Genomic DNA, 23,860 nt, shown 5'->3' with positions numbered 1-23,860 from the left:
AAATAGAGGAAACGTGAAACATGTCAGATGTTCGCACTTTCAAAGCCGCATCGATGCAGGAAGCACTGAACCTGGTCCGCCAGGAAATGGGCAGTGACGCCGTCATCCTGCAGACCAAGCAGGTTCCCGGCCGTAAAGGTCTCTTGCCCTGGTCCAAGCCAAAAGAAGAATTCGAAATCACAGCCGGCCTGGATATCAAAACACGTACCCCGGCCGCCGTCCAGACACCAGCGCGTCCCGCGTCCACTCTGCGGCATCGTGCTTCTAATTTGCAGCCAACGAATGCGAATGCCTATGCGGAATCGGATGCACCTGCGGCTCCCGCCCGGCAAAGTGCCGCCCCTCCCCGACGAGCTGATTTACCAGAGCGCCAGCCCGAGTACTCCGCTGCACCGGCTCCTCCACGAGTTCGGAGTCGTTTTGATCAAAGAGCATCTGAGAGCATTCCGCGACAGAGTTCACCAGAGCAGAAATCCTATGACCCGACGGAAGAGTTCGCAGAAAAACTTAACGCGATTCAAGAAATGCTGGAATCTTTAGATCGCCGCACCCGGTCACAACGATCCACGGATGTCCCGACCGAGTTGTTCCAGATTTATACAAGCCTGATTGATGCCGAAGTCGATGAATCCATCGCGCATGAACTGATTTCAAAACTCAAAGAAAATGCGACTCCCGAACAACTCAAAGACGCGAATGCCAGCAAAGCACTGCTGGCGGCGTTAATCGAATCTCAACTCTCCTGTACCACGCCGATTCGGGCGGTTCCCGGTCAACGTAAAGTGGTCGCTCTCGTCGGACCGACCGGAGTAGGAAAAACTACCACGATTGCCAAACTGGCTGCGAACTTCCGCTTACGCGATAACGTGAAAATGGGGCTGGTCACCGTCGACACGTATCGTATTGCCGCCGTCGAACAGTTACGCACGTATGCGGAAATTATTGATTTGCCTATGAAAGTGGTGAGCACTCCCCGCGAGATGCAGCAGGCGTTAGATGAAATGGTGGGCCTGGATCTGATTCTCGTCGATACCGCGGGCCGCAGTCCTAGTGATGATTTGAAAATTCAGGAACTCGAACAATTGTTTCAGGAAGTTCCCATTGATGAAGTTTCTCTGGTCATGAGTATGACCTCCAGTGTGAAAAGTCTGGAAGCAATCGCCAAACGATTTCAGGTTGCTCGACCCACGTCGATGATTCTGACCAAGCTGGACGAAGCGCCCGTGATGGGCAGCCTCTTGACCTTAAGTCAGAATGTTCAATTACCCGTCCGGTATCTGACGACCGGACAGGATGTTCCCGATGATATCGAGCCGGCGAATGCCACCCGGATGGCGCTTGATTTTGGGAGAAGATCAACTGCGTTAAAGCTGAGACGGATCGGACTTAATTATCAGGAATTCAAAAGTTACTCACAGGCGTTTTGTTCCAAACGAAATTTAGAGAAAAGGGAAGCCAGATGGCTCCAGTTGTCAATGAAATCTTAGTGAATCAGGCGGAAGTCATTTCGACTGATTCAACGACTGAGAATCTTCAGCCGTCACTCGCATCGCGAGGAGACCAGGCCAAGGTTCTGCGTGGTTTGATGGAACAACGACAGCCGGGAATCATTGAGAAAGACAAGTCCACACGCTGCCGGACACTCGCGGTCTGCAGTGGTAAAGGGGGCGTGGGAAAATCGGTCATCTCTTTGAATCTGGCGTTGGCACTGGCACAGTCCGGAGCATCGGTTTGCCTGATGGACGTGAATCTGGCGCTCGGAAATATCGATTTACTGAGTCGTTTAAACGGCTATTGGAACCTGTCACACGTTGTCAGTGGTGCCCGTTCGCTGAAAGAAATTCAGTTACAGGGACCATTGGGAGTCAACGTGGTGACCGGCGCCAGCGGCTTGACCGATTTAGCAGACTGCTCGGAAGCGGTTCGCAAAGATGTGCTGGGGCAGATGCAGGAACTGGAAGCCACACACGATTATCTGATTTTAGATAACGGAACCGGCATTCATCGCAGTATCCGGCAGTTTGTGACGACGGCCGACGATGTGTTGATTGTGACGACTCCCGAACCAACGGCGATTGCCGACGCCTATGCGACGATTAAATCACTATCGGCAATTCAGACATTAGAAATACAGACACTGGTCAATCAATGCACTTCAACAGACCAGGGAGAAAACGTATTTCAGCAACTCAAGAAAACAACAGAATTATTTTTACATACCGGCTTAAGTCAGGCTGGTCAGATTCCGCATGATATGCATGTCGTTCAGTCAGTTTATGACCGGGAACCTTTTGTATTAAGTCACCCGGATTGTCCCGCGTCGGAGGCAATTTATAAACTGGCCGATCATCTGATTGACCTGAATAAAGTCAAAGAACCGAAACACAAACAAGAGTCTTACTTTCCGCGGCTTTGGAAGCGCTTGCTTGGTGAAGCCGCATAACACTCAGGAAATACGGTAAGAAATCACAGGAAATTCTCTCTCTCATCTCTCTCTATTCCTGTTCTTACCCACTTTTGAGTCACGTCACTTTACGAAACCCTTAACAACTGATTTTTAACTGGGCGTGCAGACATTCGTCTGTGTTGTCGCGGTTCAACTACTGGTAAATGCTGAGGTTAAAGCAATACCAGAGGATCGCGTTACGCATGCAGGAACGATGAAATGTTAGGTTTTAACGATTAATTAAATTGTAGGAGAAAGGTTAAATTTTCTGGAGCAGGACGCCGATATAAAAAGATAGACGAGCGAAGGTCCCTTCGGAGTGAAGTGAAATTCATTCCGGACATTTTTCAAACTCTATCCGGGAATATTCTGTGGCCCTGCATTATGCATTTCGATTATCGCTAATCGCTTTTGCGACTGAATCAGTACGAGGGATTCTCTCTCATACTGATTTCATTGGCGCGACTCAATCCGCATTAGTAGCTGCAGTCATATTTTTTGGTCTCGGTCTGGTGCTCGGGGAAGTTGCCACTCGACTGGTTGAAGAATCAGCGCGAGCAAGTTTTGAAAAATGGAAAAATAATCTTGATTAATTATATAACGTTTTAGCAGTCATACTTTTCATCTCTAACCCATTTGAAACGGCTGTATGTTGATCACGGAGGAGTAAATGGCCATCAAAGCCAGTGAAGAAATCGCAGAAATCTGGAAGGTATTCAAGCAGGATCAATCCAACCAGGCTTTGCGTAACAAGCTCATAGAGCAATACGTTCCCCTGGTTCGTTATAATGCAGAACGGGTGTGGGCCAAACTACCCGAAGGCGTGGATTTGAACGACCTGATTTCAGCTGGTGTGTTCGGTCTGATGGATGCCATTAATGCATTCGATCTGGAACGGGGCGTCAAGTTTGAAACCTATTGCGTGCCCCGTATTCGTGGTGCCATGCTGGACGAACTGCGTACGATGGACTGGGTGCCGCGTCTGGTTCGCAGCAAAGCCAGTAAGCTGGAAGCCGCCCGCAAAGCAGCCGAAGCAGAACACGGCAGACCTCCAGCAGACGAAGAAATTGCCCGCAAAATGCAATTGTCGCGCAAAGAGTTTGATAAACTCAAAAACGAAGCCAACGCCGTCGGGCTGGTCAGTCTGAATAAGAAGTGGTACGAAACGGATAGTTACAAAGACGTCCGGGAAGTCGATATTCTGGAAGACGCCAAAGGCGAAGATCCGACCAAGAGCATCCAGAAGCGGGATCTGATGCGACTGGTCACCAAAGGCCTGAACCGCAACGAGCGTCTGATTATCATTTTGTACTATTACGAAGAACTGACGATGAAAGAGATCGGCACCACCCTGGGCCTCTCCGAATCACGCGTCAGCCAGATGCACTCCAGCATCGTCAACCGTTTGAAAGAGCAGTTAGGTCGACGACGTCCCGAATTCGCTTAAGCAAGCCTGCTCCATAAAAAGACAACCAAAAACGGCCTCCCACCATCGGGAGGCCTTTTTTTGTGGGATGGATGAAGTCGTGTTTCTTTATCCGTTTGAAACGTGATATTACAGTTCACAGAATCAGCTCTGTAATATCAAACCGCGTAGTCGATAGGGTGACCTCGCCCTGGTTTTCTGAACAATGACCGCAGAAACAGACACAAGCCGCAAGGCGTTAGCCCCAATTAACGTCTTAGGTATGGGCCATTCGAATTGAGAAGCGCGACCCGGGTAAGGGATGTCTGTTCCGTATCACACGTCCCGCAAAACAACGATTCAACATGAAAGCCCGAAACAGCAAAGCCGCACGAGTGAAATCGGCGGGTTGAACTGCTAGACTCACTCTCTTCAGTTAATGGGTATGACCAGTTGTCGTTGGTCAAAAAGTGAGCGATTTCACCCGGTTGAGTAGAGGCGAGGAACATTGAAAGTCATTGTGATCGGTGGCGGTGCAGCGGGATTCTTCGGGGCGATCGCGGCTGCGGAAAACGGTCACGAGGTGACGATTCTCGAAGCCGCCTCTTCCGTCCTGGCGAAAGTCCGCATCTCGGGCGGCGGTCGCTGCAACGTAACGCACAGCTGCTTTGAGCCGCGCGACCTGGTCAACAGTTATCCCCGAGGCGGGAAAGCGCTGCGTGGTCCCTTCACCCGGTTTCAACCGTCCGACACGATCGCGTGGTTTGAGTCGCGGGGCGTCCGCACCAAAACTGAAGCCGACGGCCGCATGTTTCCCACCACCGATGATTCCGCCACCATTGTCAATTGTCTGCAAACAGCGGCGGAGGACGCGGGCGTGGAGATTCGTCTGCGGGCCAACGTCGCCGGGATTCAGAAAAGCGACTCAAGCTTCAACGTCACTTTGCAAACAGGTGAATCCATTCACGCAGACCGAATTCTCCTGGCGACCGGCGGCAGTCGTGCCGGTTTCGAATTGACGAGTAGCCTCGGACATCAAATCGTTCCGCCAGTGCCCTCGTTGTTCACGTTCAAAGTGAATGATTCACGGATCAAAGACTTGCCGGGCGTGGCAGTGGAACAGGTGGAGTGTCAGTTAGTCACCAGCACGAAGACGTTCAGTCAATCAGGGCCGATCCTCGTGACGCATTGGGGCCTCAGTGGACCGGCGGTGTTGAAACTCTCCGCGTGGGCGGCCCGGGAACTCTTCGATGCCAATTACAACGCCCTGCTCCGCATCAACTGGCTGGCGGGATCCAGTGCTGACCAGGTGCGCGAACAACTGAATTCCTTCAAGATCTCGCAGGCGAAGAAGACCATCGACTCGGCCTGTCCCTGGCAGTTACCCAAACGGTTATGGAAATCACTCGTCGATCACCGTCTCGGCCCGCAATCGGTGCGCTGGGCCGAACTCTCCAAAAAGGGATCGCAGGCCCTCGTCAAAGAACTGACGGCCGGTGAATTCCAGGTCACGGGCAAAGGAGTTTTCAAAGAAGAATTCGTGACCTGCGGCGGCGTCGACCTGAACGAAGTCGATTTCCGCACGATGGAGAGCCGCGTCTGCCCGGGCCTCTATTTTGCCGGCGAAATCCTGAACATCGATGGTATCACAGGCGGCTTCAACTTCCAAAACGCCTGGACCACAGCCTGGATCGCCGGCAATGCGATGTAAGGAAAAAAAGAAGAGGACCAGCCGATAGGACTATCGGTCCCACACTATAGAACTATAAAAACGAGCGACCACTAGCCGCAGGGCGTTAACCCCGGTAATTAAACGGTAGCAGGAAAAAACTAACTTTCATTCTGATGAAACCGATCGGCTTTCCTGTAATCAACAATAGTCGTTATGGGGCATGATGTGTTCTTCGGAGATTTCGGCTGGTAGGTAACGAAGTGCCTGTTCAGATCCGTCTTTACCAATCAACACTAACTCATTTAAAGCACAATATCCCGCTTCGACGTGATCGCCGCAGTTCCAGGTGATGTGGCCTCAATCAATAGATCCTCGTCAAGCCCCGGAATGGTAACTGACGAGCTGCTGAGAGGCATAACCATATGCCTCCGTACTATTTCACGTGACCGCGAGATTGACCTGGCGCGCTGAGGCGTCTGGCGGTGGAATAACAGAGGATCGAATCGTCTCAATGCTGGGAAAGTCAGTCCTGTCAGCACTTCGATGGTGGTCAATCGCACCTGCTCAAGTACTGGCGCAAAAGGCAGCGGTTCTTCACTGTCATAATCGCGTTGCCACACAAGAAAACCAGCCGAACGCATCGTACCAGTCAACTCGATGGAAATCACTTTCCAGAATCCAGCAGGAATGCGGATTGGGTCTTCCTCGGGGCCGTTTTTGTGTTCTGGATCGTCCTCGGTAAACACGGGTCCGGTAAAAACACAGGCGCGAGGGCCGTCATTTTCGACCCGTTCCAGCATCCAGTCTTCGATTTTACCCCAAGCATCATCGTGCAAGTTTTCGTGTTGAGGGGCAATGTTTGACCACAAGTCGCTCTCGCGTTCGGCAATCCGAGCTTCCGCTTCGTCACCCCAGGACAGACTTTTGCGTCGCGCCAAATGGCCCTGATCCCAGGGATTAGGACCAAATCCGTGATCCTCGCTCTCGCGATAGCCACGGTTGCGATCAACTTGCAGCGACTTGGGTTGAATTATCGGATCGTTCTTGAAATTGCGACGAGTATACTGGGCCGACGGCAGCGTGGTGCCATCAATGTTGTGAGCCGAAACAAACGCGAAACCACGTTCCTCGTTAAACAACAGCGAATGGCGCGAGTGGTGAATGTAGTCTCCTTCAAACGCCAATGCCATCACCCGTTCGTTAGGAGTGGGAAGAGAAATGACATGACCGGCAATAAACTCGGGATCGTAGGGCATAAACGCCTCCAAGTGTGGATGTCCAGTTAAACCAGGCGGAGTTGTTACGGGTTGACCTCAGATTCCTTCTGAATTGCCGCTCCAGTTCAAGCTATTGTTAGCTGGACTTTCCTCGTCTCGTTGATTTCAGTTAACGGTAATGACAGGTGTATCAACTTTATCAAATGTAAATTGGACGTCGTTCCTTTCCTCTTTTATCGCTACAAGGATTTCGATTCGATCTTATTTTTTCTTACGAGACTGTTCACGCGATAGCTCTGTCTAACTAACTTTGAATGAACCTGCACGGATTCGTATTGATGCGACGCTGATATGAAAAAAACGCTGACATCAATGATTTATATTTCGTTATAGTGCCAGCGTGATGTCAATGATAATTGGAGTAAATAACTTTTCAAAGTACAAAACCTTTGATCATAAACAATTCCAGTAAGTCGTTGCTGAGAAGGTGAAAGTGAAAAGCCGGAACTGACCGATGGCGTGAGAATTTCCGTTAGGGGCATGCATGGATGATTAGGGCCGAGCCCCCACGGTAATATTCCAGCCGGGAAAGGCCGACAGCGCCGTGACCTGCTCCTCGATCTCTTCAGGACGAATACCGATTTTATTTGCAGCCTCTTCGATCTGTTCGCGCGGTATAGGAAAAAGTGGATCACGATATGGAAAAAATCCTACAGCGATTATTCTTAATCTACCCTCTTTTATTTTACCGAGTAGAGAGTCACCTATTACTCGGTGACGACGAGAGATCGTCTATTTGTAAACCCGATCTTCGCCGCTTTCGTTCATATGTTTATTGGCAGTTGCTTGGAGTCAGTTGTCCTTACGTAAGTAGATATCTACGGCTCCAGCGTTGTCACTGTAGTTACCGTTGGTATCATTGACCCAGACGGTTACAGGCAACGTATTTGACGGCAAGTTAATCACAGTGGGGCTACTCGAACTTGTCGAATTGACATTCCAATAGCTATTTCCTTGGTAGATAACGACGCCGAATTTATGCGCATTGGGAAATCTCCACCCGCTGCCGCCCGCTCCTCCATCGCCTTGTACGTTCCTGATTTTTCGACCACCGCGAGCGAACCACCAAGAAACATCCCGGGCGTATACACTGATCTTTGTGGTACCGTTTGTGCCGTTCAATGTTGTCGGTATGTTGACACCACAGTTATTATACCAACCGAAGCCAGCGGTTTTCGCGGTACGGTCTTCGGGTTCCTGTGCATCAGTGGGGATGCCACCGGGAAGTGACTCAATGTAACCGTCTGGTGCAGTGTTTTTTTTTGCGACGTCCTCTGCTTTCTTGTCTTGTGCAGTAGAGATCGAAGTGAGGCAAAGGATTGTAGCAAGTACAGCGTAACGTGACATTGTAGTCTCCTTGAGTGAGAAGCATTAACGGCTAAGGACCAGGGTAATCGGGCGAGCGCGAGCACCTGCTCCGATTCACGCAACGGTTAGGCAAATTCATCGAATGCGGGTCTCTGATGGAATGCAGTGGTAAAACCCACAAAAGATGTTGTATGGACCGCGGTCACATGTCCGAGGATCAGAGATTGTGCGGCCGGAATTGTCTCGATTAGTAGCGGGAGTGCCACCGGGCTTATGGGACCACATCGTATTATTGTCGCGGCGATACCAGTGATAATCGAGGAATCCTGGTGTCGTCGACACGACAAGAGCGATGATGTGGCCTTGAGCAGGTGTTATATCAGGATTTGAAATTGGCCGCTGCCCGTCACGTTGTGAAGCAGCACCAGTTCCTGAGCAGCTCGGAGGGTATGGTCCTTCTTGTCCACTGCCACGCCCAGGCTGCGCGAACGTATTTGTGATTTTGTCGTTTGAATAGTTGTAGCAGTTGTTGTTTCGACGAATGAATGGGTCATTATTCCATTTGCCAGGATCGTAAGGCGGAACGGCGAACAATTCGATATCACGAAGTGTGTTTGCCGCTCCGCCTTTCACGTTTTTTTGAATTTCCTGTTGAATATATGTCACTTCTTCGCCGTCGAGTTGTAGTCCAGCGGTGCCGACCAAGAACTCTTCAATTTCACTGTTCCCATCGACGAAGTTCTGGGCATCTGTTTGATCTGTTTCAAGCACGCCATCGAATACTCTCGCGATTGAAAGTGGCGTGGATTCAGCTACGGAGCTGATTTGGATTCCCCGATAGCCGAGGTGCCCAGCAGCCGCTGGTGATTTCAGATGTGTCGGTTCATGATCTTTCTGAAGTAGTTCGCGTAGTTTTTGTGCTTCGGTCTTCGACAATTCCCACGTGGGGTTCGGTCGGCCAGAATACATGTCGATAGTAACGACAACGGACATGGTGGTTCCTTTCAAATGAGACAGGGATGGCCAGTGAATTGTGTACAAAGGGTCATGTTTTCCTGAATCTATCAGGATTATGTATAGTGTCAACTGAAAAAGTGAAACTAACGTCCACAAAAAATATTTATGTAAGATCGATTAGGTCAATCGGCGTTGATTCTATCCTCTCTATTAGGATCACGTAGCATCTCATCATCCCCGCCAGCATTTTTAAATTCGTCTATTTACAAGTGCTGATTAGATATAGTCCGCCGCGTTCGGTAGCAATTTGGAGACACCGCACTTTTTGCTTAGAAAAGACATTCCTTCAGATTCGGCCTCGTCACGAAACGTTACTATATACCGGCCAGTAGTTTCTTGAGCATCGTCTGGAATCGAAAAAGTTGGTTTGTCAGTCATGATATAGGTCTTCTTTAAATATGCGATTAATTGACTATAGACATGTAACAAGACTCTAAGAGAGCACACAGTGTTGCAACGATTCAAATAGGAAATCGCAGTCTAATTCCGACTCACTACCCAACCTGATATTAATGGGTAAAACCCACAGCCCAGTATTTAGCATCAGTGTAGGTAAGCTTTGAGAAGAACGCTTTTGACAGCATATGACTTTGTAGTTCGTTTAATTTATCGCGAATCTCATCGCAAACGGTAGAGAAGTTATCGATGGTTGACCACACCTGTTTTGCCTCAGATCGTTCTTTCGGTCTTTGAATTAGGTAAGTATGGATGGTATTTGATGTGCGAACACTTTTTCGTATTTCCATATGATACTACCTTATCTTTTCTGACTTAGAGCAGATGATCTAGACCTATATGGAAACCGCGGAACAAACATGCGACTGATCACAAAAATAGTTTATTTTTCTTAATACTAACGCGAATTGTAGTCTGGCTTTTCGTATTCGTTGCTATTGATGCCACATTGAAGAAAGATTCGCAAAGAGTTTATTTCGTACGTTTTGTGTCATTCGAGGTGAATGTTTTCAAAAAATCGAATCGTTGAAATAGGCAGCTCTGTCATCTTTCTATTCGGATCGGGTCTCACTGCTAAATCCCGTTCCGATCTGACAAGACCACAGCTGTATCCTTATCTCAACGTTCTCAGGTGTTATGGGATAGAACATTTGCAAGTGGGTTCTATATCGCTTGCGCGATCAAGTGGCATCCATGAGGAAGTCTCTGCCAAGATCGTAGTGAGAAGAACGCGGGCCAACGTGTGTTACTGCAGGGGCAGCGTTTGGATCATAAAAGGGGACAGACTTCGAAAAGCCCTTTCTTCATCACTTGCGATTGTGTGTTTCAGTGCCGTATGTTTATCTGTGTGGGTGCGGTGTTATCTGGTAGGATTTGTTTTATGTGAGGGATTGTTTTTCCTGGTGGATCAAACCGGGGCTAACGCTCTGCGGCTAATGGTGGGGTGGGTTGGCCATTGCTTGATCACTGTTGGCAAGCCAACAGTGCCACGCGGAATTTTATTGTCAGGGATGATGGGATGTTGATTCGTTTGTTTCACTGGGACTTCCTGCTTGGTGTGCTCGGGTTGCCATAGTCAGGGGGCATGCTTTGCTTGATCTGGTTCCATTCACACTTTTCTTTTGGAGAGAACGTCGCCAGGCGGGCGGCCGCACCCTACTTTTTTCTGGTATGAAATCGTGACTATTTTCAGGAAGGGCGTGGGGCGGTCAAGGGGGGAGCGAAACGAAATGGTTGGCGAAGGAGTGCAGATGTGTGTTGGAGCTGTGGCGGGACTGGTTGGCAGGGGCGGTTGTGTGTCGATGTGTGTCGACCCGCATAACTTTTGGAGGATTCCATTTGAATAATCGGTCTAAAACAAGCGGTTTTTTGCAGGTGCGGTTAAAACCGGTTTCACTTTTTCACCTGAACCTGTGGTGCTCACGCGCGCGACGCGCAACTGGGATGATGGCGAAACGCGGGAAGGCGTCAAGTGGATTTTATTCAGTCCCGACTCAATCTGGTCAGGTGAACTTGAAGAGTTGAAGTAGCCGGTTGGGGATCAGCCAATTTGAAAAAAACGGTCAGTTCTTGACTGAGTTGCTCGAAATTCGAACCGGATTGGATTTAGAATAACGGCTCAGGGAACATCAGTTCCGGATCGACGATTTCCGAATCGTGTTTGATTTACATACTTCAGCTAGACAGTCAGGGTTACGGTTCATTCATGGATGTTTCTCAAATCGAAGATTACTATCAACGCTCGCTGGCCGAGGTGGGAAAAGTTCTCATGGGTCAGGAAGATCTGGTAGAAGGAGTATTGATCGCTTTATTCTGTGAAGGAAATGTGTTGATCGAAGGTGTGCCCGGCTTAGGGAAAACGCTGTTGGTGAATGCGCTCAGCCATGTACTGTCGAGCGAGTTTCGCCGGATTCAATTTACACCCGACCTGATGCCGTCGGATATCACAGGGCATTCCGTGTACGACATGCACGAGAAATCGTTCACGTTCAACCAGGGGCCTTTATTTACCAATCTGTTATTGGCGGATGAAGTGAACCGGGCTCCCGCCAAAACACAATCGGCGCTGTTGGAAGCGATGCAGGAACATCAGGTTTCGGTTGATGGCAAAACCTATCCACTGCAGCGTCCCTTTTTGACGATTGCGACACAGAATCCACTGGAGCAGGAAGGAACGTATCCCCTGCCGGAAGCGCAGCTGGACCGGTTCATGTTCAAGTTGATGGTCGATTATCCGACACAGGATCAGGAAAACGAAATTCTCAAGCTGTACGCCGCCGGCAAGGATAACCGCGATCTGAGTAGTTTCGGCATGGAGTCTGTTTTGAATACAGAGATCATTCTACAGATTCAAAAACGGGCCACTGAAATCATTGTCGAACCTTCGATCATTCAATACATCACATCCATTGTTTCGCGGACTCGTAGCTGGCATACGATTGAGGTGGGGGCGAGTCCGCGTGCGAGTGTGAATTTGCTGATTGGTTCGCGTGTGATGGCGGCGTGCCAGGGACGTGACTTTGTGGTTCCCGATGATGTCAAAGAGTTGGCGCTGCCGATTCTGCGCCATCGGATTCGCCTGCATCCTGAAGCCGAGATTGAAGGCATGAATGTGGATGACGTGATTCGTGAAATTCTGGAAAGTGTCGAGGCACCTCGCCAATGATGCCGCGACTCCCATTACTGTTTCTATTCGCAGCCGCGATGGTCCCTTTTGCATTGGGAACCGTCTGGGCTGAAGCAGGGCAAATCGGCATCCTGATTTGTCTGGGAGTCTTTCTGCTGTCGCTGGTAGATTTGGTCATCACCCCTTCTCTGCTGGCGATTGAAGTGCACCGCGATGTGAATGAAGTGCTCAGTGTCGGCACGCCGAACAGCGTCAAACTCTGGTTTACGAATCGTGGTCCGGTTCCGCTGTTGATTCACGTGCATGATGAGCCGCCGTTGCCCTGTCATTATTCTGATCTCCCATTTGATATCAAGCTGATCCCGAACAAGCATCATTACAGTATTTATCATGTGGAGCCGTTGCATCGGGGGAAAAACCGGTTTCGCCGGGTCTTTCTACAGATGAAAAGTCGGCTCGGTTTGTGGACCGTTTATGACGAGCGGGATATTCACCAGGAAGTGCGCATCTACCCGGATATCAAAGCCGTGCATGGCGTTGAACTACTGGCCCGCCGCAATCGCCTGGCCGAGACGGGGATTCGGCTCTCGCGTTTAAAAGGACGCGGAACAGAATTCGATCGACTGCGCGAGTATCGACGGGGCGATGAATTTCGCAGCATCGACTGGAAAGCAACATCGCGGCACCAGGAGTTAATCAGTCGCGAGTACGTCGTCGAAAAAAATCAGAACATCATCATTCTGATTGACTGTGGTCGCTCGATGTGCAACGAAGCGGAAGGCGTGACGCACTTTGACCGGGCCTTGAACGCGGCGATTTTACTGAGCTACATCGCGCTGCGACAGGGGGACACGGTTTCGCTGATGGCCTGTTCGAGCAAGGTTGAACGCTGGGTGCCTCCGATTCGGGGAGCCGGTTCGATTCAGAAACTGATCCGACAGGTTTACGATCTGGAGCCGGTTTATGAAGCCTCCGATTATCAGTTGATGTCCGAACAACTTCAGCTGCGTTATCGCAAGCGTTCGCTGGTGGTCGTCTTGACGCATGCTTTGGATGAAGTGCATTTGAGTCATCTCAGCGATTCACTGCGAATGATGCGCTGGCCGCATCTGGTGCTGTCGGCATTTTTGCGAAACGTGCCGTTACAGAATCGAATGAATGCGATCCCCGAAACGGACCGTGAAGCTTTTCAGGTTGCGGCTGCCGCGGATATTGTGGCAACGCAAACCACACAAATCGCATCACTGCAAAAGTCCGGCCTGCTGGTGCTGGACACGCTGCCGGAAAATCTGTCGGTGAATCTCATCAGCCGCTATTTAGACATCAAAGCCCGGCAGTTGCTTTAGTTTGACGATGACTTTGTTAGAAAGGGTAGCAGGTCAGTATGGTGGCCGATCATTTTCCATGTTCCGTTTTCTTTTCGAAACGTACTTGTCGCGCGGATTTTGACTTTGAATTCTTTTCCATCCGGCCCGATGTTGTGTCCGACTTCATAGTTCGTGAGGATGGCCAGTTTTTCTCCGGTGATGATTCGCATCTCGGTAGGCTCAACTTTACCGCCTAGTTTCAGGGCGGCTGTTTTTTCCCATTCGGCTGAGATTGATTTCCAGCCGTGCAGAAGGCTGCCGTCCGGTCCCATGAATGTGATATCATCCTGGTGCGACCAGACTTCTTTCATGCAAGCCACTTCACCTGTAAACAACTGATTGAGTGCGGTGTAAAACTGCTGCGCGGCTGCACACACATCTGCTTCATCCTGCTCGTTTGCAGAGGCAGACTTCTGGCAATACAAACTGATGACCGTAAATGCGATAATCACGATAGAACTGAGTACTGGTTTCATTTCTGATTTTGCTTTCGAGTGCTGATGAAAAGCGAAGGGACCGAGACTTGCGAGTGCTTCTTCAAAACAACTCGTGGATGTACTAAAGTTCGGTTTGTACGGATCGTACCGGTTATGAGAGAGAGTGTCCATGCCGAAGATAGCGAGGGGTGAGTTACGAGAGAGAGGGTTATCTCACTCAAACCAGGGGGAATTGCAACGTGATGGTCGAGTGCATATCCTGTTGTAGCCGATATTTATAGATAATTCATAGAGTCTAAAGCCCCGTAATCTATGCGGGTTTGTCTCTGGATTTCCTTGACTCTTCTCTGACCACTGACTTTTTTCTTTTACTTGCTACAGGGCCAGCCGTATAATGAAATTTCATTAAGTTTGCTAACGTTTCGTACTGGAGTCCTCTATGGCAGTCTGTCTAGTCCCTGTGAATCAAGGTCGCCCGATCGTGCTTGATAAGGCGATCATTCTAGTTGGACGCCATCCAGATTGCGATATCGTCATTACAGACAGCCCCAAAATATCCCGTAAACATTGCTGCCTGGCGATTGTTAATGACCGTCCGGTGGTCCGTGATCTGGGAAGCATGAACGGGGTTTACGTCAACGGAAAGCAAATCGATCAGCAGGCCTGGCTGAAGCTGAATGATGAGTTGAAGATCGGGAACGTCGCCTATCACCTGCAAAATATCGGCGCTGATTCCAAGCAGAAAAACGATTCGGCTGACAACACCCCTGGCGGAGACGATGCTCCTACCAAAGCACCTTCGGTCCAGCACTTTAAAAAGCCGACAAAAGACGTTGATATCTCACAGCAGTTTCCGGTTGCCATTTCAGACAGCGGGCAAAATGTGAATGTCAACGAAATGCTCTCCAGCGATGAACTGGAAAATCCTGAAGACGAAGACGACGAAGAAAATTATTCGAGTAATAACTTCGAAGGCTCCAGCTCTGGATCACACATTGAGTTTATCTCGACCTGATCGGTATCCAGTTTACTTCTAAACTCAGTCCGGCTTTACTTCCATCGTCCGGCTTTTCATCTGCGAGAGAATCGGATTCCAAAATCGGAAGTGCGCTGTCGTCATGATAATTAACAGCGTGACACAACTGATAATCCCGCCGATCAAAAACCAGCCTGATTGATAAGTCCAGATCACTTCGTGTTTCCCCGCGGGCACTTTCACGCCACGATACATGCCCTCGATCAATTCCCCCTCTGCCGGCTGACCATCCACATAGACTTTCCAGCCAGGGTAATACAGGTCGGTCAGGATCAAAGTGTCTTCAGTTGGCGTGTCGGCTTCAATGACAATTTCATTCGCGCGATAGGTTTTAATCGTTGCTGACTGATTGGCTTCCGGATGTGTCCAGGCGATGCGGCCACGGGAACCTTCCAGTTCGTAGAAGTAAAGCGGTTCATCAAAGCGGCCCCAGGCCGGATTAATCACCGCATCGAAATCGCTCCAGACTGGTTTGACGGGCCATCGATTCAGGTCCAGTTTATGCTGGCTGAGGATATGCGTGACGCCGGCTTTGCGGAGCCATTCGATCTGTTCGGGAGTCGCTGGTTCTTTGAATGGCAGCGGCGCGGGCATGGTCAGCTTGGGATCGAAATACTGCTCTGGACCGATGCCCAGATACACGGGGGTAGATGACACGCCGATCAGTGTAGGCAGGTTGGCTCCCGGTGCAAACAGTCGCACGGGTTTGCCATATTCGTTGACGATTTTTCTTAAGGCACTCTTTTCGACCTGATTGATCGGCGGATTGGGGATGATGGCAGCGTACGTTACATAACGGCTGACAACCCAGAAGTCGGCAATCGTAAACAGGCAGACGAGTGAGACAACCGCCAGTTGAATTGTCTTGTTCCAGTTTTGAACGAGCCGCTCCAGGCAGACACCGGCGATGACAGCGATGGCGAACGTGGTCACGATGCCATAACGCCCCGGCCCCGTGAAGAAACTGAAGCCGGGCAAATGTTTCGTCAGCGGCAGGAACCAGCCGGGTGTATAGAGCAATGCCAGGAAGCCGATGATTGCTAAAAGCACGAGTCTGCGATCGCCGGTCCAGGCCTTTTGGAATGTTCCATAAATCAGCAACAGCACGGCCGCGATGCCGAAATAAAGGTGGGCTTCCACCTGATTGGTCGCATCAGAACCGGGGGCCAGGCCAGCATCAAGATTGACTTCATACGGATACCAGGCCCAGGGAGCAACGACCTGCGACAGATACCAGACAGGAATATGACCGTAGCCGGGCTGGTGGGAACGCTCGCCGACTTCAGCCCGCTGGCTTAACTGTTTCAATTCCCACGTTGGTCCCAGTTGTACGGCTGAAAGACCATAGGCGGCGATCAACGCCAGCAGCAACAGGATCACTGTGGAGCGTCGACGCGGTTTGAGTTGTTCGGTGGCGTCATCGCGGCTGAACCAGATCCGGGCCGGGATGTAGACCAGTAGCATGAGCTGTGTAATGAACGCGAGATTAAAATGACCGGGCAAAATCTGCATCGCGAGTGCGAAGCAGAGCAGAATCGGATAGCGCCAAAGCCGGGTCTGAAAAAACGATTCCACGCACCAGAGCGTTAGTGGCAGCCAGGCGCCGCCGATAATGGCCCATTCGAGACAGATTCGCGAAGGAAACCAGCCATAGGTATAAACAAGTCCCGCAAACAGGCCCGCTATCAGCGAATAGCCGAGTCGCCTGACATACATAGCGGTAAACACAAACGCCAGGATGTAGTGCAGGATCTGGACGAAGTTATAAGCGGCGTTCACGGGGAGAAAGCGGTAGGCGAAATAGTTGAACGGATAAAAGGCACCCGTCTGGCTTTCGGCAACGAGCGGGACTCCGTGCCCGATGTTCGAATTCCAGAGCGGAAATTCGCCCGCGTGGAGCCGATCAGCGAAGAACGATTTTTGCGGAAAGAAGTAGGTGTAAAGGTCACCTCCAATTAAGCCGCCGCCCGACCAGAGGCCGCCCCAGAAGATCCAGGTGAGCCCAATCGCGGCGATTAGAATGAGACCGGTAAACCAGAGAGCACTTTGCGAGGAAGACGTTTCCGACTGAGATGAATCGGTTTTCTGCTTGCTCTTCTTTGAGGACTTGCTCAAGCGACTGGACCTTGTGTTGACAAATTGAAAGGCGATTGAATATCAAACGTGTATTCTAAGCCGCCCGAGCTGATGTCTCAACACACAGGACGCGGAACTTATTCACCAAACATGCGGTTCAGGCGATTCTGGTGGTAGGCCAGTCGCTGTTCCGAATTCATCGAAGCAAAATCGGGAGCCCCGTTACCACTGGTTGGGGGCTGAGACGAAGTTGTTTTGCCGGATGATTTCGCTGCCGGTTTCCCGTTTGCTTTCTTTGTGGGGAAGCTGAATGTTTTCCCATCTTCGCCGCCATAGCTCATTACGGCGGTTTGATAAGTCAGATCGACTTCCAGTTCGCGATGCGGTTTGATCCCCAGTTCCTGCAGTACGCCGTGATAGGCTTGGACGGCTTCGACCGGTTGGATTTTGTCTTCGACCAGAAACCGCAGGAATTGGATGAACGCCAGCTGGTGCTCGGCCTGATTGATCTTGCGACCGAACAGCGCCACGCGGGCACCATATTTTTTTGCATCATAGATTAACTGGAAGGCATCGAGAGTCGTTCCCGCGGAACCACCCAGAATGCCGACGATCAAATGCGGATCGTAGGCGACGAGTTCTTCCATGGCCCGAGGTCCATGATAAACCATCTTCAGAAACGTAGGCCGTCCGGCTGAAGTGACGCCGGCCAAAGTCCGGGCGATCAGGTCGTTAATGAATCCGGGAGCGACGTCGGAGGCGACAGCGTTGCTGGTGTTGGGATCAAAAATTTCCAGGAAGTGACGGAACTTTTTACGTTCGGCTTCTTCGCGGAATTCTTTATAGCGTTCTAAGGTTTCGAGATCATCTTCGAGATTATTATTGAACGTCACCGAATACAGGCCGAGGTCAGCGCCGTAGGCCCGTTCTTCCGGTTTGCAGTCGAGATGTCCGCATTGAATATGATCCAGGCTGGCCGAGCGAAACGGCTTCGCCGCCGGGATATGAATCTTTCCGCCGCGAGGCACATGTACGTCGGTCGTATCGTTGGCGCGAGCGGCGGGGGTAATCGGCGAATTGTCGAACAGGCGTTCTTCAATCGTCAGTTTTTCGCTGGTACTGGCGGACATCAAAACGATGTCGACCACTTCCTGCTGGATGACTTCACGGATCTGTTGTCGGTATTCAGCCAGCGTTTTGTATTTGAGTTCCTGGTCGTGCCGCTCAGGCGACAGGCCGGGAGCGCCAATGCCGAAGGCCATATCCGCATCCTTGGCATCGGCGATGATAAACTCTTTCGAGCCGCTGGGATCAGCGTGGATCGATTGAATTTTTCGATCAAGTGATTTTTCCATCAGACAATCATTTCAAAACAAAACGCAATAGAAGCTGAACGCAATTAAAAATTATCGACTGCAGACCGATTGAGATCAGCCGAGGACTTTATCGACGGTTTCCCGAAGGACTTTGCCTGACTGAGTCAACGCCATTTGTTCTTTCGGCCAGAGTTCGATCTCCAGATGCTGCATCACACCGGAGCGACCCATGACGGTGGGTACGGAGATGCAGACATCCCGCAGACCGAAGGCCCCATTCTGGAGTGAAGAAACAGGCAGGATTCGACGCTGGTCCAGGGCGATACAGTGCACGACATCAGCAATGCTGACACCAACCGCGAAACCGGCTCCCCCTTTTTTCTTGATGACTTCGGCTCCGCTGCCACGGGTTTTCTTTTCGACTTCCGCAATCAGAGACGGATTGGCGCCGGGGAATTTGTCCAGCGGCAGACCGCCGATTTGAGCTGCAGACCAGATAGGAACCATGCTGTCTCCGTGCTCACCGAGAATCAGAGTCGAAACTTGAGTCGGTGGCACATCCAGACGGGCCGCCAGCATGCTGCGAAGACGAGTCGTATCCAGGACAGTACCGAGACCAATCACCTGTTGTGGTGGGAGTCCGAGTTCTTTCATCGCCAGATAAGTCAATACATCGACCGGATTGGAGACGACGAAGACAATCGCTCCTGGTTTTGTACCAACGCGTTTGACGTCTGCCAGAATGCCTTTGAACAATTCAACATTGCGGTTGATCAAATCCAGGCGGCTTTCATCGGGTTTGCGTCGCAGACCGGCAGTGATCACGATCACGTCGCTGTCTTTGACCAGTTCGGTTCCGCCGGCGTAAATTTTCTGGTCGGCGGTTAAAGAGCTGCCGTGCAACAAGTCGAGGGCCTGGCCTTCCACCAGATCCTGATTGACGTCCACCAGAGCGATTTCCCGGACGATGCCTCCGGCCTGTAATGCGAAGGCGGCACAGGAACCTACGAGTCCGCCACCGCCGATAATACTGACATTCATAATCAAATCTTTTCTATATGATGATGTAATGTGTGTTTGTGAAAATATTCAGCTGAGAAGAATTATTTACCCAGTGCTGACATGACCTGTTCGGTGATCGCTTTGACCAACTGCTCAGAGTTACCGCCGTTTGAAGTCGGAGTGGCTTCGGTCGATGGCTTCTGCAGGTATCCCGGGTAGCTGGGAGCAGGTTCAAATGATTTCTGCTGCGGAATTCCTTCTTTGTAACCATCACGGAAGGCGCTGTTGCCACACAAATCACAGTCTTCCACGTGGAAGCGGGGATCATCGAAACCGAGTTTCTTCTTGAGGTCAAGCAGTTCACGGGTTTCTGTTTCCGTGAAGTAACTGACGCGTCCGAGTTGCTTGGACAACAACAGGATTTTACAGTACGCATCCAGAATTTCCGTTTTCCAGTAAGCGTCTTCCAGAGATTTACCGAAGGTGACGGTGCCGTGTCCGGTCAGGATGATGGTGTTCGTGCCCCCTTTGAGGAACGGTACCACGGTGTCAGCGAATTTCTGTCCGCCCGGTGTTTCGTAAGGCGCCATGGGAACTTCACCCATGAAGACTTCGACTTCGGGCAGTACGCACTGTGGAATCGGCTCGCGGGCAACAGCGAAGGCGGTTGCATGCGGCGGGTGACAGTGAACGACGGCTTTGACATCGGGGCGTTCTTTCATGATCGCCAGGTGCAAGAGGATTTCACTGGTTCGTTTACGGGTACCGGCAATCTGGTTTCCGTCGAGGTCAACGGCACAGATGTCTTCGGGTTTCATGAAGCCTTTGCAGATCATGGTGGGTGAGCAGAGGACTTCGTTTTCGCCGACACGAATCGAGATATTTCCGTCGTTGGCCGCTGCAAATCCTTTGTTGTATACGCGACGTCCGATTTCGCAGATCTCTTCTTTCAGATTCCGGTCGTGAATTCCACTGTTCCATTGATTTGACATTGTTTTGACTCCAAAGGATAAATTTAAAAAGGTGTTTTCAATTAGTGTGATTCGATTTAGTAAACTTCGACCTGATCCAGAATCGCTGACACATAGGCGTCAATCGGTTTTACATCAGGGTGAAAAGGAGCGGCTGCTTCTGCTCCTTCACTGACTGCAATCTGGCAGCCCGGTGTTGCACCCAGCTCGTCGTAAATAATGAATGGTTCCGTTTTCTTTTTTTTCCTGCTGTTGAGCTCATCGCTCTTTAAGGGAATCGCAATCACCCACCGGGCAGCATCCAGACTGGGATGCTTGCGTGAAAGCGTCACTTTTCCGATGACTTCTGCGATTTTCATAATTCATTTCCTCATGCAGGGACTAACCTGCGTTGACAAAGACCTTCATCAGGTTTCTTAGTTCCATGAACGATTTCTGTTCCGGGTTCACACAAATCAGATTCGGGCTCATTTGTGTGATGACGGTTCGTAAATGGTTCACATCCTGAATGGCGGCCGCAGAAACTCTATCGTTTCGGTTAGCCAGACAGGCTGCTTTTTCTGCCGTGGAGGCAAACAGGATGACTCCTGCCGCATCGGCACGACATAAACTGCTGATTGCATCCTTGACGGATTCTTCCAGTGAAGAACTCAGCTCTTGTGACCAGCGTGCGCCGGTCTGTTGTTCGATGGTTGTCAGCGCGTTTTCAACAGCCATTGAGTTGGAAAGCACAATCGCCCGCCAGGGAGTCCCCTGCCCTGATTTCGGAGCAGCAGACGACGTGGCGCGATGCACGCTGATTTGAAATTCTCGCAGATAATCTTTGGCAGACGGCGTCAACAGTGATCCCGCGGCGATGCCGACCGAGGAATGCCCCTTGGCCTTTTCTGCCAGCAGATCTGCGGTGATGACTTTTTCTGATAAAGTTATGGAAGCGCCAGTCGGTGTGACAGGTGGTACGCTGCCCGTTGTTTGTCCGCCCTGCCCCTGTTGGGAGAGGGTCGACAAAACATTGGCGACTACCTGATTGACTAACTCTTCTGAAAACTGCATCACGTTTTGTTTTATTTTTCTATGTTCAATTATTCTTGATCAATGACACCCATGGTGGCCCAGCGAATGGGGGTATTGTTGGTTCCCACCATTTCCCGGACTGCGGCACCATCTGACGTGAGCAGGACAGTATCACCCTTGCCGCACCCCAGTTCGTCGATGACCAGCTCAGGAAATCCTTCTGCGTTGCCTTGGATATCGAGTGTTTGCACCAGCAATAGTCGCCAGCCGGCAAGACTGGGATGTTTTGCCGTTGCGGTTGCTCGTCCTATGACTCGTCCTGTCAACATATGAATTTCATTCCTGAGGCGGTAATCTGCTGTTTTGTGAAGAGAACTACGGTCCTGTCCACGTTCTGTTTTATTAAATGACTCTGAAATGTCCTACAGTTGTAGAACGACGGAAGCGTGTGAATGTCATCGGATTGGTGACTCCTTCTCCGGTCGGCGTCGCGATACTGAAGGACCCATAACCTTCGCCGCCGTTACCCAGAGCAGCACCGCAAGGACCATTCTGCACGAACAGCGTGGTATCCATGATGCGGCCCATTTTGGTGATCGTTTCGATATTTCGTGAGTGAATCATACTGGTGTGTCGGAATCCGTGTTCGAATTCTTTGGCCAGTTCGATTCCGTGATCGGCATTGCGGCAGCGAATGAAGGGCACGAACGGCATCATTTGTTCTTCGGGCACGAACGGGTTGTTCGTGTCGGTTTCGCCGTAGAGTAACTGTGTACCTGCAGGAACGCTGACGCCGATCATGCCGGCGAGGACAGAGGCGTCTTTGCCGATCAAGTCACGGTTGAGTACTGCATGTCCGCCCGGTTCTGTTGGAGGCGAGAATGCCAGTGATGTCAGTTGTGCGACCTGTTGATCGTTTAACTGATATCCGCCATGCCGTCCCATAGCGGACATCAGTTCATTGAAGATGCTGTCGACGGCGAAGACCTCTTTTTCGCCGATACACAGCAGGTTGTTATCGTAAGCCGCTCCGATGATGATCGATTTGGCCGCATTCTCCAGGTCCGCTGTTTCATCGACAACGACGGGCGGGTTACCCGGTCCGGCGACAATGGCTCGTTTCTTGGCAGCCAATGCGGCACGAGCCACACCAGGTCCACCGGTAACGCACAGCAAAGGCACGCCGCGATGATTGAAGATGGCATCGGCGGATTCCAGCGTGGGAGTTCCCAAAATCGTCACCAGGTTTTGTAAGCCAGTTGCCTGATAGATGGCTTGATTGAAACGTCGAACCCCTTCGCAGGCGATTTTGGCTCCGCCGGGATGCGGATTGACGACCAGTGTATTACCGGAGGCAACCATGTTAATGAAGTTACAGGCCAGTGTGGGCAGGCTGTGTGTGACGGGAGTGATGGCCCCGATGACGCCGAAGGGAGCGTATTCGGTCAGGCTGACTCCGTTATCACCGGAGACGGCTTCCGTCTTCATGAATTCCATGCCGGGAATACTTTTGATTAAGTGCAGCTTTTCAATTTTATGATCGAGACGACCGATTTTGGTCTCTTCCAGTTCCATGCGGCCCAGTTCTTCGGCTTGCGTATCACAGATCTGACGCACAATTTCGAGTGCCTTGGCCCGGTCTTCCAGCGTGGAGTTGAGCAGTTGTTTCTGTGCATCGTTGGCCGCAGCGACAGCCTGGTCAACACAACTGAAGACACCCCAGTCACCATCACGCTGTGATGTGGAGGAAGCGGAACCATAGCCGCCTCGATTATTGAGTTGTGATAACACTTCCTGTACGACACTGCGAATGGCTTCTTCAGTCGACTGCATAATCTATTTCTCCCCGAGTTGTCTGGCTGTGAGGCAGAGCTCAAGCCATCGTCTCAGTCTTTTGAATTTCAGTTTTGGTGTTCCAGGTTATAGTTTTCCATCTGGTTGCGAATCCATCCGTCCAGTTTTGATTTCGTTGGTACCGAAGCAATCATGACCAGCAGTAAAATGCCGACGACGACAAAAGGCAGCTTCTGATTTTCGATCAAGATGGCAACCAGGTTGAGCATCGCGGCACCTTCCAGTAATGCCAGTCCGATAATCAATCGAGTTGTGAAAATCTGATAGTAAGTTCCCAGGATCTCTTCCTCATCCTGATTTCCTTCTGCTTTGACCTTTTCCATTGTCTGGCGAAACAGATTCCGTGCCACCAGATTGGGAACAAAGGTGCGTAGTACCAGCATCAGTGCCGCCATGGCGATTCCCAGATAAGTGATGATTGGTAAATCGTCACCAGCGGCTTTTTCCTGACCCATGAACCCAATGATGACACCAAACGTAACCACACCCACGATCAACGCCAGCCAGATGACGGTCATCATCATCAGGCGTTGCTGTGGAGTTATTTGTGGTGGTTGGTTGGTCATCGTTTGATTCCTGT

21 protein-coding genes are annotated in these 23,860 nt (G+C 50.7%); 8 read left to right on the top strand and 13 right to left on the bottom strand.

The window, feature by feature from the left end; genetic code table 11:
• Nucleotides 1-20: 20 nt before the first annotated feature.
• From flhF to Enr17x_RS24425, 5 genes are all read left to right on the top strand, one after another.
• Nucleotides 21-1,487 carry a flagellar biosynthesis protein FlhF gene (gene flhF / locus Enr17x_RS24445; protein ID WP_145312289.1) on the top strand — a complete coding sequence of 489 codons (1,467 nt, stop codon included), beginning with the start codon at nucleotides 21-23 and terminating at the stop codon, nucleotides 1,485-1,487.
• Nucleotides 1,460-2,443 carry a P-loop NTPase gene (locus Enr17x_RS24440; protein WP_145312288.1) on the top strand — a complete coding sequence of 328 codons (984 nt, stop codon included), beginning with the start codon at nucleotides 1,460-1,462 and terminating at the stop codon, nucleotides 2,441-2,443. The genes flhF and Enr17x_RS24440 overlap by 28 nt, the downstream gene beginning before the upstream one ends.
• Before the next feature lie 374 nt (nucleotides 2,444-2,817).
• Entirely contained in the window at nucleotides 2,818-3,039 is a 222-nt protein-coding gene (locus Enr17x_RS24435) for a hypothetical protein (RefSeq protein WP_145312287.1), read from the top strand.
• Nucleotides 3,040-3,116: 77 nt separating this feature from the next.
• Nucleotides 3,117-3,893, top strand: coding sequence for a FliA/WhiG family RNA polymerase sigma factor (locus Enr17x_RS24430; RefSeq protein ID WP_145220736.1), 777 nt, complete (start codon nucleotides 3,117-3,119; stop codon nucleotides 3,891-3,893).
• A 466-nt stretch (nucleotides 3,894-4,359) separates the two neighbouring features.
• Nucleotides 4,360-5,562 (top strand): BaiN/RdsA family NAD(P)/FAD-dependent oxidoreductase, encoded by a 1,203-nt coding sequence (locus Enr17x_RS24425; protein WP_145312286.1) that lies wholly within the window; start codon nucleotides 4,360-4,362, stop codon nucleotides 5,560-5,562.
• 263 nt (nucleotides 5,563-5,825) lie between these two features.
• Here the strand turns inward: Enr17x_RS24425 and Enr17x_RS24420 are convergent, their stop codons facing one another.
• The 3 genes from Enr17x_RS24420 to Enr17x_RS24410 form a co-directional block, all read right to left on the bottom strand.
• Nucleotides 5,826-6,779, bottom strand: a complete 954-nt coding sequence (locus tag Enr17x_RS24420) for a DNA/RNA non-specific endonuclease (protein WP_145312285.1) — start codon at nucleotides 6,777-6,779, stop codon at nucleotides 5,826-5,828.
• Nucleotides 6,780-7,592: 813 nt separating this feature from the next.
• Nucleotides 7,593-8,147 (bottom strand): hypothetical protein, encoded by a 555-nt coding sequence (locus Enr17x_RS24415; protein ID WP_145312284.1) that lies wholly within the window; start codon nucleotides 8,145-8,147, stop codon nucleotides 7,593-7,595.
• Nucleotides 8,148-8,243: 96 nt separating this feature from the next.
• Nucleotides 8,244-9,101 (bottom strand): hypothetical protein, encoded by an 858-nt coding sequence (locus Enr17x_RS24410; RefSeq protein ID WP_145312283.1) that lies wholly within the window; start codon nucleotides 9,099-9,101, stop codon nucleotides 8,244-8,246.
• A 2,185-nt stretch (nucleotides 9,102-11,286) separates the two neighbouring features.
• Here Enr17x_RS24410 and Enr17x_RS24405 point away from each other — a divergent pair.
• Both Enr17x_RS24405 and Enr17x_RS24400 read left to right on the top strand, forming a co-directional pair.
• The gene (locus Enr17x_RS24405; protein WP_232100841.1) at nucleotides 11,287-12,246 is read left to right on the top strand and encodes an AAA family ATPase; all 960 of its coding nucleotides are present in this window, start codon (nucleotides 11,287-11,289) and stop codon (nucleotides 12,244-12,246) included.
• Nucleotides 12,243-13,553, top strand: coding sequence for a DUF58 domain-containing protein (locus tag Enr17x_RS24400; RefSeq protein WP_145312281.1), 1,311 nt, complete (start codon nucleotides 12,243-12,245; stop codon nucleotides 13,551-13,553). Before Enr17x_RS24405 ends, Enr17x_RS24400 begins: the two co-directional genes overlap by 4 nt.
• Here Enr17x_RS24400 and Enr17x_RS24395 read toward each other — a convergent pair.
• Nucleotides 13,550-14,050 (bottom strand): YybH family protein, encoded by a 501-nt coding sequence (locus tag Enr17x_RS24395; protein WP_145312280.1) that lies wholly within the window; start codon nucleotides 14,048-14,050, stop codon nucleotides 13,550-13,552. The genes Enr17x_RS24400 and Enr17x_RS24395 overlap by 4 nt on opposite strands.
• Before the next feature lie 400 nt (nucleotides 14,051-14,450).
• On the opposite strand from Enr17x_RS24395, the gene Enr17x_RS24390 reads away from it, so the two are divergent.
• On the top strand, nucleotides 14,451-15,026 hold the full coding sequence (locus Enr17x_RS24390; RefSeq protein ID WP_145312279.1) for an FHA domain-containing protein: 576 nt from the start codon (nucleotides 14,451-14,453) through the stop codon (nucleotides 15,024-15,026).
• A 24-nt stretch (nucleotides 15,027-15,050) separates the two neighbouring features.
• Here the strand turns inward: Enr17x_RS24390 and Enr17x_RS24385 are convergent, their stop codons facing one another.
• From Enr17x_RS24385 to Enr17x_RS24345, 9 genes are all read right to left on the bottom strand, one after another.
• Nucleotides 15,051-17,162 (bottom strand): YfhO family protein, encoded by a 2,112-nt coding sequence (locus Enr17x_RS24385; protein WP_145312278.1) that lies wholly within the window; start codon nucleotides 17,160-17,162, stop codon nucleotides 15,051-15,053.
• Between the two features lie 98 nt (nucleotides 17,163-17,260).
• Nucleotides 17,261-18,478 carry a beta/alpha barrel domain-containing protein gene (locus Enr17x_RS24380; RefSeq protein ID WP_145312277.1) on the bottom strand — a complete coding sequence of 406 codons (1,218 nt, stop codon included), beginning with the start codon at nucleotides 18,476-18,478 and terminating at the stop codon, nucleotides 17,261-17,263.
• Nucleotides 18,479-18,553: 75 nt separating this feature from the next.
• Complete coding sequence (locus Enr17x_RS24375; protein WP_145312276.1) at nucleotides 18,554-19,480, bottom strand: malate dehydrogenase; 927 nt, start codon at nucleotides 19,478-19,480, stop codon at nucleotides 18,554-18,556.
• A 62-nt stretch (nucleotides 19,481-19,542) separates the two neighbouring features.
• Nucleotides 19,543-20,433 (bottom strand): class II aldolase/adducin family protein, encoded by an 891-nt coding sequence (locus Enr17x_RS24370; RefSeq protein ID WP_145312275.1) that lies wholly within the window; start codon nucleotides 20,431-20,433, stop codon nucleotides 19,543-19,545.
• A gap of 56 nt (nucleotides 20,434-20,489) precedes the next feature.
• Nucleotides 20,490-20,771, bottom strand: a complete 282-nt coding sequence (locus Enr17x_RS24365; protein ID WP_145312274.1) for a EutN/CcmL family microcompartment protein — start codon at nucleotides 20,769-20,771, stop codon at nucleotides 20,490-20,492.
• A 22-nt stretch (nucleotides 20,772-20,793) separates the two neighbouring features.
• Nucleotides 20,794-21,468: a hypothetical protein gene (locus Enr17x_RS24360; RefSeq protein WP_232100840.1), complete on the bottom strand. Its 675-nt coding sequence runs from the start codon at nucleotides 21,466-21,468 to the stop codon at nucleotides 20,794-20,796.
• 26 nt (nucleotides 21,469-21,494) lie between these two features.
• Nucleotides 21,495-21,755, bottom strand: coding sequence for a EutN/CcmL family microcompartment protein (locus tag Enr17x_RS24355; RefSeq protein ID WP_145312272.1), 261 nt, complete (start codon nucleotides 21,753-21,755; stop codon nucleotides 21,495-21,497).
• A gap of 73 nt (nucleotides 21,756-21,828) precedes the next feature.
• A complete protein-coding gene (locus Enr17x_RS24350; RefSeq protein ID WP_145312271.1) occupies nucleotides 21,829-23,259 on the bottom strand; it encodes an aldehyde dehydrogenase EutE in 1,431 nt (476 codons plus the stop codon).
• A gap of 68 nt (nucleotides 23,260-23,327) precedes the next feature.
• A complete protein-coding gene (locus Enr17x_RS24345; RefSeq protein WP_145312270.1) occupies nucleotides 23,328-23,846 on the bottom strand; it encodes a hypothetical protein in 519 nt (172 codons plus the stop codon).
• Between the last annotated feature and the right edge of the window lie 14 nt (nucleotides 23,847-23,860).

It is taken from the genome of Gimesia fumaroli (assembly GCF_007754425.1).
Lineage (GTDB): Bacteria > Planctomycetota > Planctomycetia > Planctomycetales > Planctomycetaceae > Gimesia > Gimesia fumaroli.
Note: the sequence above shows the minus strand (reverse complement) of the source record. Positions and strands in the feature narration are given on the sequence as shown.